Genomic DNA, 16,733 nt, shown 5'->3' on the forward strand with positions numbered 1-16,733 from the left:
AGAAGTGAAACGCCGTAGCGCCGATGGTAGTGTGGGGTCTCCCCATGCGAGAGTAGGGAACTGCCAGGCATCAAACAGAGAACCCCCGGTTAGCGCCGGGGGTTTTTTTATGCCTGCAACCCGGGCGGCCGCGTCAATCTTCCGGGTAATCATCTCTGCTACTACCTCAATTAGTCAGATACCTTTCTTTTGGCGCAGCCAATCCCGGATGAATACTGCTACCTGTTGTGGTTGGTTCAGATCCAGACAAGGCCTGAGAAGCGTTAATGGTACATCGCTGGCGATAGCCAGCGTGTGGTCATCAATCTCCATCACTTCATTATTTCCAGACTTATGGCGGTAAAGCAGGATTTTATCGACAGACTCATGCTTGAAACCTTCTACCAGAATTAAATCCAGCTTTGAACTATCCATTTTGCTGGCCAAAAAAAACAAGTCGGGTTCCTGTTGTTCTGGTGTCTCCGTCATCAATGCCCAGCGAGTATGACTGGCAACCAGTGTTTGATCGGCACCGGCTTTGCGCAGTTCATAGCTGTCTTTACCTGGTTTATCGATGTCCATATCGTGATGAGTGTGTTTGATGATCCCCACCCGGATCCCCATGGTGTTCAACAGAGGGATCAGTTGTTTCAGTAGTGTGGTTTTACCCGTACCGCTGTGAGCGGCAATAGCCAAAAGCGGGACATCAGTCATGTGCATTCCCCTGCCAGTGAGCGAGATCCTCTGGTGTATTGAGATTACGGAATGATAAAGGCTGATCGGCAAAAGAAACGGCTTTTGCCGCGACCTGCTCCAGGAATAACATCAGTTTTCGGTCACCGCGATTCAGATAGCTTTCCAGCTTTCCGGTCAGGGATGTGTGGATCAACAAAAGTGTCGGGTGCTCGCGTTCTCCATCGGTAGCATAGGCGGCGCAATGATTGTCACTGGATTGATTGCCACAGGATTGCCGCAGCCGTGAGACTAAATCGCAGGGTAATGCCGGTACATCACAAGGGGCGAATACCACCCATTCTGTGTTGGCGACACTTAGCCCGGTAAAAATGCCAGCCAAAGGACCGGAAAAATCACGATTAGTATCGCCGATCACCGGATAACCGCTTTGCTGATAACAAGCCTGATGGCGATTGGCGTTAATGAGCAGAGTATCAACCTGTGGTTTCAGACGAGCCAGAACATGTTGATAGAGCGGCTTACCTTCCAGCTCAATCAATCCCTTATCATTTCCGCCCATGCGGGATGACTGACCCCCAGCCAGAATCACACCTGTTATCATCGTATTGGTATCCGTAATGATTTAATGCGTTATTGTCGGAAAACTATGGCGTAAGGCCAAGACCTTTCCCCATACTAGATAAACAATCATCAATATTTGAGGTCATGATAATGAAGTGCCATCGTGTAAATGAATTGATTGAGTTACTGCATCCAGCCTGGCAAAAAGAGCCTGATTTGAATTTGGTGCAATTTTTACAAAAACTTGCACAGGAAGCCGGGTTTGAGGGGGCGCTTAGTGATTTGACTGATGATATCCTTATTTATCATCTTAAGTTACGTGACGCAGATAGCGCACAGCCTATCCCTGGCTTGCAGAAGGATTATGAAGAAGATTTCAAAACTGCATTACTGCGTGCCCGCGGCGTTATTAAGGATTAACGGCCAGGATTTGATGCCATGGAGCTATGCTTACCATGCATGATGCCGTATTCAATTTTCATACACTGTCGCCGGATGTCATCATGGACGCACTCTGGTCTGTGGGGATCCGCGTTGACTCCGGCCTGACAGCACTTAACAGCTATGAAAACCGGGTTTACCAGTTTAGCGATGAAGACAGTAAGCGTTATGTGGTGAAGTTTTATCGACCGCAACGTTGGGATGCTGCCCAGATTAATGAAGAGCATCGCTTTGCGGCTGAGTTGTCTGATGATGAAGTGCCGGTGGTTGCCCCGCTGGCCTTACAATGCAATACGCTGCATGTGCATGATGGTTTCTGGTTTGCCGTGTTCCCAAGCGTTGGTGGGCGTCAGTATGAAATGGACAATGATAACCAGTTGGAGGAAGTCGGGCGCTATCTGGGCCGAATTCATCAGACTGGTAGTCGAAATCTGTTCTCAACGCGTCCTACTATCGGGGTGCAGGAATACCTTGATGACCCACTGCTCACATTAACGGACAGCGCTCTGATCGCTGATGCGCAGAAAGCGCCCTTTCTGGCCGCGACAACCCGGCTTATCGAGGACGTGAAATTACACTGGCATACCCACTGGCAAGCCAGACGCCTGCATGGTGACTGCCATCCTGGGAATATTCTTTGGCGCGATGGTCCATTGTTTGTCGATCTGGATGATGCGCGTAATGGCCCGGCTGTTCAGGATCTGTGGATGTTGCTGCATGGTGAGCGTCAGGAGCAGCGTATTCAATTGGATATTTTGCTGGATGCTTACAGCGAATTTGCTTCGTTTGATGAGTCAGAATTGGCGCTGATTGAGCCGCTACGTGCCATGCGAATGGTCCATTATCTGGCCTGGGTGACCCGCCGCTGGCACGACCCGGCTTTTCCCCGTAGTTTTCCGTGGATGCAAGACGCTGATTTTTGGGCAAAGCAGACCGCTATTTTTACTGAACAGGTCAGGCTGTTGCAGGAACCACCGTTGCAGCTGGCGCCGATGTACTGACAATTATGGAGATAACCTTGATATGAAGAAAATATGGCTTGCGCTGGTTGGTGTGGTGTTGGCGTTCAGTGCGTCAGCTGCTGATTTTTCCGATGGTAAACAGTTCACTACCCTGGATAAACCGGTTCCCCAATCCCCTCAGGTGCTGGAATTCTTCTCATTCTACTGCCCACACTGCTACCAGTTTGCTCAGGTTTACCACATTCCTGAGGCTATTCAGAAAGCCTTACCGGCTGACGCTAAGTTGACCAAGTATCATGTCGACTTCCTGGGCCCATTGGGTAAAGAGTTGACCCAGGCGTGGGCGGTTGCGATTGCGCTGGGTGTGGAAGACAAAGTCAGTCCGTTGATGTTTAATGCTGTCCAGAAAACTCAGACGGTAAAAACGACTGAAGATATTCGTCAGGTCTTTGTGGCTGCGGGTGTAAAAGCTGAAGACTATGACAGTGCGTTGAATAGCTTCGTGGTGAAATCGTTGGTCGCACAACAGGAGAAAGCGGCTGCCGATTTGCAACTGCGTGGTGTACCGGCGGTATTTGTTAGCGGTAAATACATGGTGAAAAGCGACGGGCTTGATACCAGTTCTATGGACAGCTATGTCAAACAGTATGCTGATGTAGTGAAATTCCTGCTCTCTCAGAAATAAGCTTTCCGCTTTATCCATACGCCATACGCCATATGCCTTAACGCATATGGCGTTTTTATTTCCGTCTACTGCTAACGTCTGGACATTTCTGCTTACTGCCGGGCTTGGTGGTTTCATATCTATCCACATTAACAACAACGTTTTGATATAACTACAATATCAATGATTTTTTGTTAACGTATTGATTAATAATGAAATACATATAACAAACAATTCTGGTGATATCGCTGTTAATTATCTTTCAATTTCTATACACAAAGTTATCCACAGAATTTTTGCGAGACGTTGTGCAAAAAGCGTAATGAACGATCGTTAGTATTCGTCTCTGATTGCCAGCTATGGCATCCTTACCCCCATGGCAGAAAACAACGATCACGAAATATCATGGTTCAAATAGCAGAAAACCCTCTCATTCTGGTTGACGGTTCATCGTACCTTTACCGCGCTTACCACGCCTTCCCTCCCTTGACTAACGCTGCTGGCGAGCCGACCGGGGCGATGTACGGGGTGCTCAATATGCTGCGTAGTTTGTTGCAGCAGTATCATCCCAGCCATGTGGCGGTGGTGTTTGATGCGAAGGGGAAGACATTTCGTGATGACTTGTTTGAACACTACAAATCTCATCGCCCGCCGATGCCGGATGATCTGCGTGCGCAGATTGAACCATTACATCGTATGGTGAAAGCGATGGGGTTGCCGCTGCTTTCTGTTTCCGGTGTTGAGGCTGACGATGTGATTGGGACACTGGCACAACAGGCGGAGCGCGCTGGTAAACCTGTGTTGATCAGCACTGGCGATAAAGATATGGCCCAACTGGTGACGCCGCAGATAACCCTGATCAACACCATGAATAACACTATTCTGGGGCCGGATGAGGTGTGTGCCAAATATGGTATTCCTCCCTCTCTGATTATCGATTTTCTGGCGCTGATGGGGGATTCCTCCGACAATATTCCCGGCGTGCCTGGTGTGGGTGAGAAAACTGCGCAGGCATTACTGCAAGGTGTGGGTGGGCTGGATGCGCTCTATGGCAATCTGGATAAGATTGCTGGCCTGACCTTCCGTGGTGCTAAAACCATGGCTGCGAAACTCGAGCAGCATAAAGATGTGGCTTACCTTTCTTACCAGTTGGCAACGATTAAAACCGATGTCGAGCTGGAACTCGGTTGCGAACAACTGACGGTGAATGAGCCGGATGCAACGGAACTGCGTGAGTTATTCGCCCGTTATGAATTCAAACGCTGGCTGGCAGATGTGGAAGATGGCAAATGGTTGCAGGGCGGTAAAAAGAGTCCGGCTGCGGTGCCGTTTGTGAAACCAGACACTGAAGATGCACCTAAAGAGGCGTCCAGCGTATTGTCTCAGGATGGTTATGTGACCATTCTGGATGAGTCATACTTGCAGGACTGGATTGCCAGAATCAACGCGGCTGGTCTGTTTTCGTTTGATACCGAAACCGATGGCCTCGATACACTAACGGCTAATCTGGTGGGTATCTCTCTGGCTATCAAACCCGGTGAAGCCGCTTACCTGCCATTAGGTCATGATTACCTCGATGCGCCGACACAGTTGGATAGAGATACCGTGTTAGCGCGATTAAAACCACTGCTGGAAAATGAAGCCATCGGTAAGATCGGGCAAAACCTGAAGTTCGATAAAGGCGTGATGGCTCGTTACGGTATTGATCTGCGCGGGATTGTGTTTGATACCATGCTGGAGTCCTATGTGCTTGATAGTGTGGCGGGTCGGCACGATATGGATAGCCTGTCAGAGCGCTATCTGCAGCATAAGACCATCACCTTTGAAGAGATCGCTGGTAAGGGCAAGAACCAGTTAACCTTCAATCAGATCCCACTGGAGCAGGCGGCGGTCTATGCCGCGGAAGATGCTGACGTGACGTTGCGTTTGCATGAAACGTTATGGGCGAAGCTGGAGCCGCAACAGGATCTGTGCAAGGTATTCAAGAATATCGATATGCCGCTGGTGCCAGTGTTGTCTCGTATGGAACGCACCGGTGTGCTGATCGATACCACGATTCTGGCCGAACACTCGCAGGAGCTGACGCAACGTCTGGCGGAACTGGAAGTTCAGGCCCATGAGCTGGCGGGTGAGGCTTTCAATTTGGCTTCGCCTAAACAGTTAGGCGCCATTTTGTACGAAAAGATGCAGTTGCCGGTTATTAAGAAAACGCCGAAAGGCGCGCCTTCGACCAATGAAGAAGTGCTGGCTGAGCTGGCGCTGGATCATCCGCTACCGAAGTTAATTTTAGAACATCGTGAGTTGGCTAAACTGAAATCGACTTACACGGATAAGTTGCCGCAGATGATTAACCCGTTGACTAAACGGGTGCATACCTCTTATCACCAGGCGGTAACGGCTACGGGGCGTCTGTCCTCCAGTGATCCTAACTTGCAAAACATTCCCGTGCGTAATGAAGAAGGGCGCCGTATTCGTCAGGCGTTCATTGCTCCGCAAGGATACCAAATTCTGGCGGCTGACTACTCGCAGATAGAGTTACGCATTATGGCGCATCTGTCGCGGGATGCCGGATTACTGAAGGCGTTTTCCGAAGGTCTGGATATTCACCGTGCTACCGCTGCCGAAGTATTCGGTTTGCCGCTTGATAAAGTGACGACGGAACAGCGCCGCAGTGCCAAAGCCATCAACTTTGGCCTGATTTACGGTATGAGTGCTTTTGGTTTGTCCCGCCAGTTGGGCATTGCGCGTAATGAAGCGCAGAAATACATGAATCTCTATTTTGAGCGCTATCCAGGGGTACAGGAATACATGGAGCGCACTCGCCAGCAGGCGGCAGAGCAAGGGTATGTCTCCACGCTGGATGGCCGACGTCTCTACCTGCCGGATATTCATTCCCGTAATGCCATGAGCCGTAAAGCCGCAGAGCGGGCTGCTATCAACGCACCGATGCAGGGAACCGCCGCAGACATCATTAAAAAAGCGATGATTGCCATTGATGACTGGTTGCAGCAGGAAAAACCATTAGCGACGATGCTGATGCAGGTACACGATGAATTGGTGTTTGAAGTGCACCACTCTGTACTGGATGAGGTCAGTGCGAATATTCGTAACCTGATGGAAGGCTGCATGCAGTTGGATGTGCCATTACAGGTGGATATCGGTACCGGCAGTAACTGGGATCAGGCCCATTAATGTCTTCGGTGAAAAAACGGGGCTGACGTATTCGTGATTTATCGGGCGTTTAGCTGTAAATGCTGACAGAAATAGCGCTTTCCTTTTTCTGTTGGTTTTTTCGGCTGGGGTATGGTCCATTATGTAATTAAGCTACATGATTGTGTGACCTGGTTTGGGTTTGTTTAATTCATCGCCATTTTTTATGAAATTAAACAACAAAAAATGCTTTTTTCCAGAAAAGAAATGGAGTAGAGTTAAACACGTAGGGTACAGAGGTAAGATGTTCTATCTTTCAGACCTTTTACTTCACGTAATCGGATTTGGCTGAATGTTAGCCGCCCCGGTCAGGTTTCTGACCGGGGCGTTTTTTATTGTTCCGATAATAAACTTTCGGGATAACGAACGCTTATGCTACCGGCAAAAAAATTTACCGGTAGTGGAGTGGACAAGGATGGCATTTCAGAAAGCTCGCACGTTCTTGATGGAGACGTTACTGCTCAGACTCGGCAAGAGAGGACTCATCGGCGGGTGGTAATGTGCTGAACCAGTTATCTAATTTCTGACGTAATTTATCTACACCGGTTTTTTTCAGCGAAGAAAACGTCTCAACCTGAATATCTCCCATAAAGGGCAACACGGCTTCCCGCACCATGTTTAGCTGGGATTTCCGGGCTCCCTGGGCCAGTTTGTCTGCTTTAGTCAGTAACACCAGTACCGGCAACCCGACATCAACAGCCCATTCCAACATCTGCTGGTCCAGATCTTTGAGCGGATGACGGATATCCATTAATACCACCAGCCCTTTTAGACAGTTACGCTTTTGCAGATACTCGCCAAGCGCTCTCTGCCATTTGCGTTTCATTTCTTCTGGTACTTCGGCATAGCCGTAACCAGGCAAGTCGACCAGACGTACTCCCTCAGCGACTTCAAACAGGTTGATGAGCTGGGTACGCCCCGGCGTTTTACTGATACGGGCCAGGCTCTTTTGGTTGGTCAGCGTGTTGAGGGCGCTGGATTTTCCCGCATTGGAGCGGCCGGCAAACGCGACTTCAATACCGCTGTCGGCAGGAAGATGACGAATGTCCGGCGCGCTGGTGACAAAATGAGTCACATGATAGTTGTATTGCTGGGTCACAGTGTGCGTCTCTGTCTGGATCACGGTTTTATATAGCTGATTATACCTGTAACGGATGAGAAAGGCGGCGTTTATCTGTTTTGTACGGGTGTTAGCGCGGTAACAGACTGAAAAAATAAAACGGGTACAGAGCGCCTGGAGCACTTTTTTATTGGTATGCTTTCTGCTAGATTCCGCCGCAATTCTCCCTATATTTGCTCATCCGAACCTGAGATTGACGCTATGAAACAACCATCACAAGGGGCGGGACGCAAAGCTCCTGTTCCAAAGGCCAAAAGAAAAAGTCGCGAGCAGTTGGATCTTGAAGCTCGCGATCGCAAACGCCAGAAAAAACACCGTGGTCATGCTGCAGGCAGCCGCGCGCAGCCGTCTGGTGGTCATCAGCACAATGCCTCCTCTGGTCAAGGTAAAGACCCGCGTATTGGCAGTAAAAAGCCGGTAGCGCTGCTGCCGGAAAGCGCCGTTGCGCCGACCAAACCGGTAACTATGCCGAAAGAGAAACCGGTTCGCCTGTCACCACAGGAAGAGCTGGAGATGCTGGAAAATGATCCGCGTCTTGATGACCTGTTGGACAGGCTTGAGAAAGGTGAAACATTGCCAGCTAAAGAACAGTCCTGGCTGGATGAAACGCTGGATCGCATTGATATCCTGATGGAACAGCTGGGGATTAGCCTGGACGATGACGACGAAGATGAACAGCAGGAAGAAGATATGCTGCAACTGCTTCGTCGTGGTAATCCGAAAGACGGTTATTAATGTTAAAAGCGCTGTTTCTGCTCATAACCCTATTGGTTCTGTGTTTTTTGGGTGGCCTGTTGGTTAAACTGTGGTGTCTGTCGAAACGGAAAGGCAGATTACAGCGTGCCGTATTGGCTGGGCAGCATCGGTTGCCCCGGCGTCGTACGGCGAGGACCGGTTACAGGAAGGAGTGAGCTCTATGTCCGAACAGACTATCGACTGGGATTTATCCCTGATCCAGAAATATAACTATTCGGGGCCACGCTATACTTCCTACCCTACCGCGCTGGAATTCAGCGACAGCTATGACGACGCGGCGTTTGCCCAGGCGGTGGCCCGTTATCCCCACCGCCCGTTGTCGTTGTATCTGCATATCCCGTTTTGTCACCGCCTGTGCTACTTCTGTGGTTGCAATAAACTGGTAACCCGGCAACTGCATAAAGCCGATGAGTATCTCGATCGGCTGGCGCTGGAAATTCATCAACGCGCACCGTTATTTGCCAACCGCACGGTCACCCAAATGCATTGGGGCGGCGGAACGCCCACGTTCCTGAATAAAGCACAGATTAGTCGGCTGATGGCGCTGCTTCGCCAGCATTTCCATTTTTCTGAGCACGCCGAAATGTCGCTGGAAGTGGATCCGCGGGAAATTGAGCTGGATGTGCTCGATCATCTGCGCGCCGAAGGATTCAACCGCCTTAGCATGGGTGTGCAGGATTTCAATAAAGAGGTGCAACGGCTGGTTAACCGCGAGCAGGATGAAGCGTTCATTTTTGCGCTGATTGAGCGGGCCAAGACGTTAGGGTTTACCTCGACCAACATCGACCTGATTTATGGTCTGCCCAAACAAACGCCGGACAGTTTTGCGTTTACCTTACAACGGGTAGCCGAGCTACGCCCGGATCGCCTGAGCGTATTTAACTATGCCCATTTACCCAGTTTGTTTGCCGCACAGCGAAAAATTAAAGAAGCGGATCTGCCGGATGCGGAACAAAAACTGGCTATTTTGCAGCAGACCATTCAAAGCCTGACGGCAGCGGGTTATCAGTTTATCGGTATGGATCATTTCGCCCGGCCAGATGATGAACTGGCGGTAGCGCAGCGAGAAGGTAAATTGCACCGTAATTTCCAGGGGTATACCACACAAGGCGATACCGATTTGCTGGGGTTGGGCGTGTCTGCCATCAGTATGATTGGCGACAGTTATGCGCAGAACCAAAAAGAATTGAAGCTGTACTACGCAGATGTTGAACAACGTGGTCATGCATTGTGGCGCGGTTTGTCCCTGACTCGTGATGATTGTATTCGCCGTGATGTCATTAAAGCGCTGATTTGTCATTTCCAACTGGAGTTTGCGGCGATTGAGCAGGCCTATGACCTGTCATTTGGCGATTACTTCCGTGAGGACCTGGCATTGCTGGCACCGATGGCCCAGGATGGACTGGTAGAAATTCAGGCCGACGGTATTCGGGTGACGGCGAAAGGACGGCTGCTTATTCGTAATATTTGTATGTGTTTTGATGTGTATTTCCGCAACAAAATGCGTGAGCGCCAATTTTCCCGAGTCATTTAATTCCACCGGGTAATTCCTGCGGGAATCGAAAATGTGTTGGCCACCGAATCTGGCATGACCTTGTTATGGTAGATGGGAAGTGGTTAGAGATAAAAGAAAAGAGCCAGTCATATGACTGGCTCTTTTCTTATTGTGTCAGCGTGTGTTAGCTGAAGAAATTGATCAGTGCTGCGCACAACACGGCTGCAATCGCAGTTTGCGATGATGGACCCATCGCACTACTGATTTCAGCGCCGTGCGTTACGGCAGAAAAAATGGATTCCAGCATGGTTACCCTCTCCAGTCAGCGACATGATCATACTGCTGGCGCGGCGCAAGTAAAGTACAAAATATATCCATGGTGACGTAAATTGCAGATGTGTGGGTTTCATAACGCAACCCATCCGTGGGCGCTGTTCCTTGTGATGAATGGTAACGGGAAAAAGGCAGAGCGCCGTTATTCCATGCCCAGTTCCTTAAGCTTACGCGTCAGCGTGTTTCGCCCCCAGCCCAGCAGTCTTGCTGCTTCCTGTTTATGTCCTTGCGTATGGCGTAGCGCGGTTGTCAGTAGTGTGCGTTCCATTTCCGGTTGCGCTTCGGCCAACAGGTTTTGATGACCGGAACGCAGCGCACGGTCGGCCCACTGTGCCAGCAGCGTCGCCCAGCTATCAGGCATGACATGTACGGTAGCGTCTGGTGCTGTTGTTTCAAACAGCTCCGGTGGCAGATCCTGAATCAGCACTTCCTGTCCCGCTGCCATCACCGTCAGCCACCGGCAGGTATTTTCAAGCTGGCGCACGTTACCCGGCCAGGGTAGACGGGTGAGCGCCGCTTCAGTTTCCGGGTGCAGGTTTTTCGGTTCGACACCCAGTTCTTTAGCCGTTGCCTGCAGGAAGTAGCGCGCCAGACGTGGAATATCTTCCCGACGTTCACGTAGCGGCGGTAAATGAACACGAATCACGTTCAAACGATGGAACAAGTCTTCGCGAAATTTGCCTTCCTGAACCCGCAATTCCAGGTTCTGATGCGTGGCGGCGATAATGCGCACATCCACTTTCACGGCTGCATAGCCGCCGACACGATAAAACTGACCGTCAGCCAGTACACGCAACAGGCGGGTTTGCACATCCAGCGGCATGTCGCCGATTTCATCAAGGAACAGCGTTCCGCCATCTGCCTGCTCAAAACGCCCTTGCCGAATTTGGTTTGCACCGGTAAACGCGCCTTTTTCATGGCCGAACAGTTCTGATTCGATCAAATCCTTAGGGATTGCCGCCATATTCAGCGCGATAAAAGGGGCTTTGGCGCGTGGGCTGTGGCGGTGTAATGCATGGGCGACCAGCTCTTTACCGGTGCCGGATTCACCGTTGATCAGTACGCTTATTGATGAGCGTGAGAGGCGACCGATAATTCGAAACACATCCTGCATAGCCGGTGCTTCACCGATAATATCGGTGGTCGGCCCACTGATGGGCTGACTGCGTACCGGTTGCTGCTGTTCCAGGTAATGGCTGATGGCGCGTTCAACCAGCGCTACCGCTTCATCAATGTCGAACGGTTTGGGCAGATAATCGAAAGCCCCCTGCTGGTAAGCGCTAACCGCTGCGTCCAAATCGGAATGTGCGGTCATGATGATAACGGGCAGCATCGGGTGGCGCTGTTTGATTTGTTGCAGCAATGCCAGCCCGTCCATACCGGGCATACGGATATCGGACAGCAGGACATCCGGTGTTTGCGTGGTCAGCGCGTTTAACGCCTGGGTACCGTTATCAAAGGTTGCGCAGGTTAATCCCGCCCCGGTAAGCGCACGTTCAAGCACCCAACGGATGGAGCTATCGTCATCGACAATCCAGACTATCCCTCGTTGCATCGTGAACCTCACTGGCGAATGGGCAGATACACCGAGAATTCGGTATGACCTGGCCAACTGTTAAATTCAATTTTTCCGGAATGTTGGTCGATAAGGTTACGGGCAATCGACAAACCCAACCCGGTGCCGCCTTCACGACCACTCACCATGGGATAGAACAGCGTGTCTTGCAGATGGGCTGGCACGCCGGGGCCGTCGTCTTCGATATCGATACGGGCCACCAGACGGTAGCGTACGCCATGTAGCGTCAACTGAAACGCGGTACGGGTACGGATGGTGATGGTACCGCCTTCCTCTCCCAGCGCCTGCATGGCGTTACGAGTAATGTTCAGCAATACCTGTTCAATCTGATCCGGGTCGTGCATCAATTCCGGCAGGCTGGGGTCGTAGTCGCGCACCAGCGTCACGTTGTCGGCTTTTTCCATCGAGACTAACTGGAATACCCGTTCGGCGACCTGATGGATGCTCTGGGTGACATGCAACCCGGGCTGTTGCGGGCCGAGCAAACGGTCTACCAGATTACGCAGGCGGTCTGCCTGTTCGATAATGACTTTGGTGTATTCCATCAGCGCCGGGTCCGGCAGGGCTTTGGACAGCAACTGTGCCGCGCCACGCAGGCCGCCAAGTGGGTTCTTTATTTCATGCGCCAGACCGCGTACCAGATCGCGTGCCGCCTGTTGCTGGGCATGTTGTAGCTGTTCCTGACTGAGACGGCGCTGGTTATCCATCGGCGCCATTTCCAACAGGATAAAATCGTGCTGAATGCGCTGAGCTGTCAGCGACATAATATGTGCCCGACCATCTACCACGAGGGTGACTTCGTTATCGGTAAAACCTTGCCCAGAGTCGAGGCTTTCCCGCATCAGGTCGAGATTTAACGAAAAGTAACCGAGCAGATCCGGCAGGGGCGTTCCAGACAGCTTACGTGAACTTTGAGCCAGAAGTTGTTGCGCCGCTGGGTTTGAGTAGTGAATAGCCAGATCTTTATCCAGCAACAAGATGCTGTTTATTAAAGAATTAAGGATCTGCCCAGCATCGGGCAGCGTGCCTGTTGCCATAACGCAGACTCCCGCACTATTTTAGTGCACACTATTCTCGATTGTAGTTTAAGTCGCAACGGTAATATGTCTTGTGGAGAAAAAAGCCCATCCGAAGATGGGCTGAAAAGTTTCCACGGCAACAAAAATAAACATAAATAAAAAACAGCTATCTGACGGCAGTATGAACATCATTTTCTTCGTCCTGCCGTCAAGCGCGTAGGAGGTTACACGCTGTAGTACAGTTCGAACTCAACCGGGTGCGGCGTCATGCGAACGCGGTCGTTTTCAGCAGTACGCAGTTCGATGTAAGCATCGATAGCTTCGTCAGTGAATACGCCGCCACGGGTCAGGAACTCGCGGTCTGCGCTCAGCGCGTTCAACGCTTCTTCCAGAGAGCCTGCTACGGTTGGGATCTCTTTCGCTTCTTCCGGCGGCAGATCGTACAGGTTCTTGTCCATGGCATCGCCAGGGTGGATCTTGTTGATGATGCCGTCCAGACCAGCCATCAGCAGTGCAGCGAAGCACAGGTACGGGTTAGCCGCCGGGTCCGGGAAGCGCACTTCGATACGACGTGCTTTCGGGCTCGATACCACCGGAATACGGATGGAGGCAGAACGGTTACGGGCAGAGTAAGCCAGCATAACCGGCGCTTCGTAACCTGGGACCAGACGCTTGTAGGAGTTGGTGGTCGGGTTGGACAGCGCGTTGATTGCTTTAGCGTGTTTGATAACACCGCCGATGTAGTACAGCGCGGTTTCAGACAGGCCGCCGTATTTGTCGCCGGAGAACAGGTTAGTACCGTCTTTAGCCAGAGACATGTGGCAGTGCATGCCGGAACCGTTATCGCCGAACATCGGTTTCGGCATGAAGGTTGCGGTTTTGCCGAAAGCGTGTGCCACGTTGTGTACGACGTATTTGTAGATCTGGATTTCGTCGGCTTTCTTGGTCATGGTGTTGAAGCGGGTAGCCACTTCGTTCTGACCAGCGGTCGCGACTTCGTGGTGATGTGCTTCAACTACCAGGCCCATCTGCTCCATAGTCAGACACATGGCGGAACGCAGGTCCTGCGCAGAGTCTACCGGCGGAACTGGGAAGTAACCGCCTTTCACAGCCGGACGGTGGCCTTTGTTGCCTTCTTCGTATTTGGTGCTGGAGTTCCAGGCACCTTCGATGTCGTCGATAGCAACGTGAGAGCCGGAGATGCTGCTGCCGAAACGTACGTCGTCAAACAAGAAGAATTCCGGCTCTGGCCCGAACAGTACGGTATCAGCGATACCGGAAGAGCGCAGGAAGTCTTCAGCGCGTTTAGCGATGGAGCGCGGGTCGCGGTCATAACCCTGCATGGTGCCCGGTTCCAGAATGTCACAACGGATGATCAGAGTCGGTTCTTCGAAGAACGGATCCATAACCGCAGTAGTCGCGTCCGGCATTAACACCATGTCGGATTCGTTGATGCCTTTCCAGCCGCCAATCGAGGAACCATCAAACATTTTACCGTCTTCGAAGAAGTCAGCGTTAACCTGGTGGGCCGGAATAGTGACGTGCTGTTCTTTGCCTTTGGTATCCGTGAAGCGAAGGTCAACAAACTTCACTTCATGCTCATTCAGCATCGTCAAAACGTGTTCTACTGACATACTTGGTTCTCCCGATTGTGTCATTTATCGTCGTGGAACGAATATCGTTGTGGAATGATGTTGTTACCGTACAAAACATATAGCTAAAACTGTGCCAACTATTAAAGAATAGTTTGAAACAGCATTCCTGCTGGTTTTTTGTCTCCTCCTGAGCTGCACCAAGATAGTTAACTGCACCAAAACTGTGCACCATTTTGGTGTTATTGCACTTAATTGGTGCTCTGAGTTTGTGGGGTGCTGCTTTATTGCACCGTGAAAGGGATCACAGACCCGTAATTCGCAGGTTGTTTGTGGAAGATGATTGTGATCTTGTTCAGTCGCTCGATTAATACGTGTACAATAGCGCGCTATTTCTAAAATGCCTGAGGCAAAGCTGTGATCGAAAATTTGCGTAACATCGCTATTATTGCGCACGTTGACCATGGAAAAACAACCCTGGTTGATAAGTTGCTGCAACAGTCCGGTACGTTGGGTGAGCGTAATGACGCCACTGAACGTGTTATGGACTCCAATGATTTGGAAAAAGAGCGCGGAATTACCATCCTCGCTAAAAATACCGCCATCAACTGGAATGACTACCGCATCAATATCGTGGATACCCCAGGGCACGCCGACTTCGGCGGCGAGGTAGAACGCGTGATGTCCATGGTGGACTCTGTACTGCTGCTGGTAGACGCGATGGACGGCCCGATGCCGCAGACGCGTTTCGTGACCCAGAAAGCTTTTGCCTATGGCCTGAAGCCGATTGTTGTCATTAATAAGGTTGACCGTCCTGGCGCTCGTCCTGACTGGGTGGTCGATCAGGTATTCGACCTGTTTGTTAATCTGGGTGCTACCGACGAGCAGTTGGACTTCCCGATTGTTTATGCGTCCGCGCTGAACGGCATCGCCGGTCTGGACCATAACGATATGGCCGAAGACATGACCCCGCTGTTTGAAGCCATCGTGAAACACGTTGAAGCGCCGAATGTCGACCTCGACGGTCCGTTCCAGATGCAGATCTCCCAGCTGGACTACAACAACTATGTTGGCGTTATCGGTATCGGCCGTATTAAACGCGGCGTGGTGAAACCGAACCAGCAGGTCAGCATCATCGACAGCCAAGGCAAAGTACGCAACGGTAAAGTGAGCCAGGTGCTGGGCCACCTGGGTTTGCAGCGTATTGAAAGTTCACTGGCAGAAGCGGGCGATATCATTGCTATCACCGGTCTGGGTGAACTGAACATTTCCGACACTATCTGCGATACGTCCTGCGTGGAAGCGCTGCCGGCGCTGTCGGTAGACGAACCGACCGTGACCATGTATTTCTGCGTTAACACCTCGCCGTTCTGCGGCAAGGAAGGCAAATACGTCACGTCACGTCAGATTTTGGATCGTCTGCGTAAAGAGCTGGTGCACAACGTGGCGCTGCGTGTAGAAGAAACGGAAGATCCGGATGCGTTCCGTGTATCTGGCCGTGGTGAACTGCACCTGTCCGTTCTGATCGAAAACATGCGTCGTGAAGGTTTCGAACTGGCGGTATCCCGTCCGAAAGTTATCTTCCGTACCATCGATGGCCGCCGTCAGGAGCCGTTCGAGCAGGTGACCGTGGATATCGAAGAGCAGCATCAGGGCTCGGTGATGGAAGCGCTGGGTCTGCGTAAAGGCGAAATGCGTGACATGATCCCAGACGGCAAAGGTCGCGTACGTCTGGATTACGTGATCCCAAGCCGTGGCTTGATCGGCTTTCGTACCGAGTTCATGACCATGACCTCCGGTACCGGTCTGCTGTACTCCACCTTCAGTCACTATGATGACATCCGTCCGGGTGAAATCGGCCAGCGTCAGAACGGTGTGTTGATCTCCAACGGTCAGGGTAAAGCAGTTGCTTATGCGCTGTTTAGCTTGCAGGAGCGCGGTAAGCTGTTCCTGGGTCACGGCGCTGAAGTGTACGAAGGCCAGATCATCGGTATTCATACTCGTTCTAACGACCTGACTGTTAACTGTCTGACTGGTAAGAAGCTGACCAACATGCGTGCTTCCGGTACTGACGAAGCTACCGTACTGGTACCGCCGGTGAAAATGTCGCTGGAGCAGGCGCTGGAGTTCATTGATGACGATGAACTGGTTGAAGTGACGCCGACCTCGATTCGTTTGCGTAAACGTCACCTGACGGAAAACGATCGTCGTCGTGCTAACCGCTCTGCCAAAGAAGAATAATTCACTATCTTAGTGATACATCAGGTGGAATGCGGTACTTGACCGCGCTGCCTTGCGATAAGGCCCCTTTATGGGGCCTTTGTTTTTT

Annotated in this window: 15 protein-coding genes; 8 read left to right on the plus strand and 7 right to left on the minus strand. The window is 51.3% G+C overall.

All coding sequences use genetic code 11. From position 1 onward, the window contains the following. Positions 1-174 precede the first annotated feature (174 nt). On the minus strand, positions 175-693 hold the full coding sequence (mobB, locus tag FAZ14_RS16990) for a molybdopterin-guanine dinucleotide biosynthesis protein MobB (protein ID WP_038926581.1): 519 nt from the start codon (positions 691-693) through the stop codon (positions 175-177). After that, positions 686-1,276, minus strand: coding sequence for a molybdenum cofactor guanylyltransferase MobA (gene mobA / locus FAZ14_RS16995; protein WP_016942701.1), 591 nt, complete (start codon positions 1,274-1,276; stop codon positions 686-688). Before mobA ends, mobB begins: the two co-directional genes overlap by 8 nt. 110 nt (positions 1,277-1,386) lie before the next feature. On the opposite strand from mobA, the gene FAZ14_RS17000 reads away from it, so the two are divergent. The 5 genes from FAZ14_RS17000 to spfP all read left to right on the plus strand — a co-directional run bounded on the left by FAZ14_RS17000 (position 1,387) and on the right by spfP (position 6,805). Beyond that, a complete protein-coding gene (locus tag FAZ14_RS17000) occupies positions 1,387-1,656 on the plus strand; it encodes a YihD family protein (RefSeq protein WP_016942702.1) in 270 nt (89 codons plus the stop codon). Positions 1,657-1,691: 35 nt separating this feature from the next. Next, positions 1,692-2,678, plus strand: coding sequence for a serine/threonine protein kinase (locus tag FAZ14_RS17005; protein ID WP_153508921.1), 987 nt, complete (start codon positions 1,692-1,694; stop codon positions 2,676-2,678). 22 nt (positions 2,679-2,700) lie between these two features. Next, a complete protein-coding gene (gene dsbA / locus FAZ14_RS17010; RefSeq protein WP_016942704.1) occupies positions 2,701-3,324 on the plus strand; it encodes a thiol:disulfide interchange protein DsbA in 624 nt (207 codons plus the stop codon). A 384-nt stretch (positions 3,325-3,708) separates the two neighbouring features. After that, a complete protein-coding gene (polA, locus tag FAZ14_RS17015; RefSeq protein ID WP_153508922.1) occupies positions 3,709-6,495 on the plus strand; it encodes a DNA polymerase I in 2,787 nt (928 codons plus the stop codon). A 262-nt stretch (positions 6,496-6,757) separates the two neighbouring features. After that, positions 6,758-6,805, plus strand: a complete 48-nt coding sequence (gene spfP, locus FAZ14_RS20525; RefSeq protein WP_071892919.1) for a small protein SpfP — start codon at positions 6,758-6,760, stop codon at positions 6,803-6,805. Between the two features lie 162 nt (positions 6,806-6,967). On the opposite strand, the gene yihA is transcribed toward spfP, so the two are convergent. Then, the gene (yihA, locus tag FAZ14_RS17020; RefSeq protein WP_153508923.1) at positions 6,968-7,612 is read right to left on the minus strand and encodes a ribosome biogenesis GTP-binding protein YihA/YsxC; all 645 of its coding nucleotides are present in this window, start codon (positions 7,610-7,612) and stop codon (positions 6,968-6,970) included. A 222-nt stretch (positions 7,613-7,834) separates the two neighbouring features. On the opposite strand from yihA, the gene yihI reads away from it, so the two are divergent. Both yihI and hemN read left to right on the plus strand, forming a co-directional pair. Continuing rightward, complete coding sequence (gene yihI, locus FAZ14_RS17025) at positions 7,835-8,368, plus strand: Der GTPase-activating protein YihI (RefSeq protein ID WP_016942707.1); 534 nt, start codon at positions 7,835-7,837, stop codon at positions 8,366-8,368. 181 nt (positions 8,369-8,549) lie between these two features. Further along, complete coding sequence (gene hemN, locus FAZ14_RS17030) at positions 8,550-9,923, plus strand: oxygen-independent coproporphyrinogen III oxidase (protein ID WP_016942708.1); 1,374 nt, start codon at positions 8,550-8,552, stop codon at positions 9,921-9,923. 145 nt (positions 9,924-10,068) lie between these two features. Here hemN and FAZ14_RS17035 read toward each other — a convergent pair whose 3' ends face one another. From FAZ14_RS17035 to glnA, 4 genes are all read right to left on the minus strand, one after another. Next, positions 10,069-10,191 (minus strand): YshB family small membrane protein, encoded by a 123-nt coding sequence (locus tag FAZ14_RS17035; RefSeq protein WP_012886722.1) that lies wholly within the window; start codon positions 10,189-10,191, stop codon positions 10,069-10,071. 168 nt (positions 10,192-10,359) lie between these two features. Continuing rightward, positions 10,360-11,772 carry a nitrogen regulation protein NR(I) gene (gene glnG / locus FAZ14_RS17040; RefSeq protein ID WP_012886721.1) on the minus strand — a complete coding sequence of 471 codons (1,413 nt, stop codon included), beginning with the start codon at positions 11,770-11,772 and terminating at the stop codon, positions 10,360-10,362. A gap of 8 nt (positions 11,773-11,780) precedes the next feature. Continuing rightward, a complete protein-coding gene (gene glnL / locus FAZ14_RS17045) occupies positions 11,781-12,830 on the minus strand; it encodes a nitrogen regulation protein NR(II) (RefSeq protein ID WP_016942709.1) in 1,050 nt (349 codons plus the stop codon). A gap of 206 nt (positions 12,831-13,036) precedes the next feature. Then, complete coding sequence (gene glnA / locus FAZ14_RS17050) at positions 13,037-14,446, minus strand: glutamate--ammonia ligase (protein WP_016942710.1); 1,410 nt, start codon at positions 14,444-14,446, stop codon at positions 13,037-13,039. 375 nt (positions 14,447-14,821) lie between these two features. Here glnA and typA point away from each other — a divergent pair, with 375 nt between their 5' ends. Then, entirely contained in the window at positions 14,822-16,645 is a 1,824-nt protein-coding gene (gene typA, locus FAZ14_RS17055) for a ribosome-dependent GTPase TypA (RefSeq protein ID WP_016942711.1), read from the plus strand. Positions 16,646-16,733: the final 88 nt, after the last annotated feature.

Origin of the sequence: Dickeya oryzae (assembly GCF_009372235.1) — a bacterium.
Lineage (GTDB): Bacteria > Pseudomonadota > Gammaproteobacteria > Enterobacterales > Enterobacteriaceae > Dickeya > Dickeya oryzae.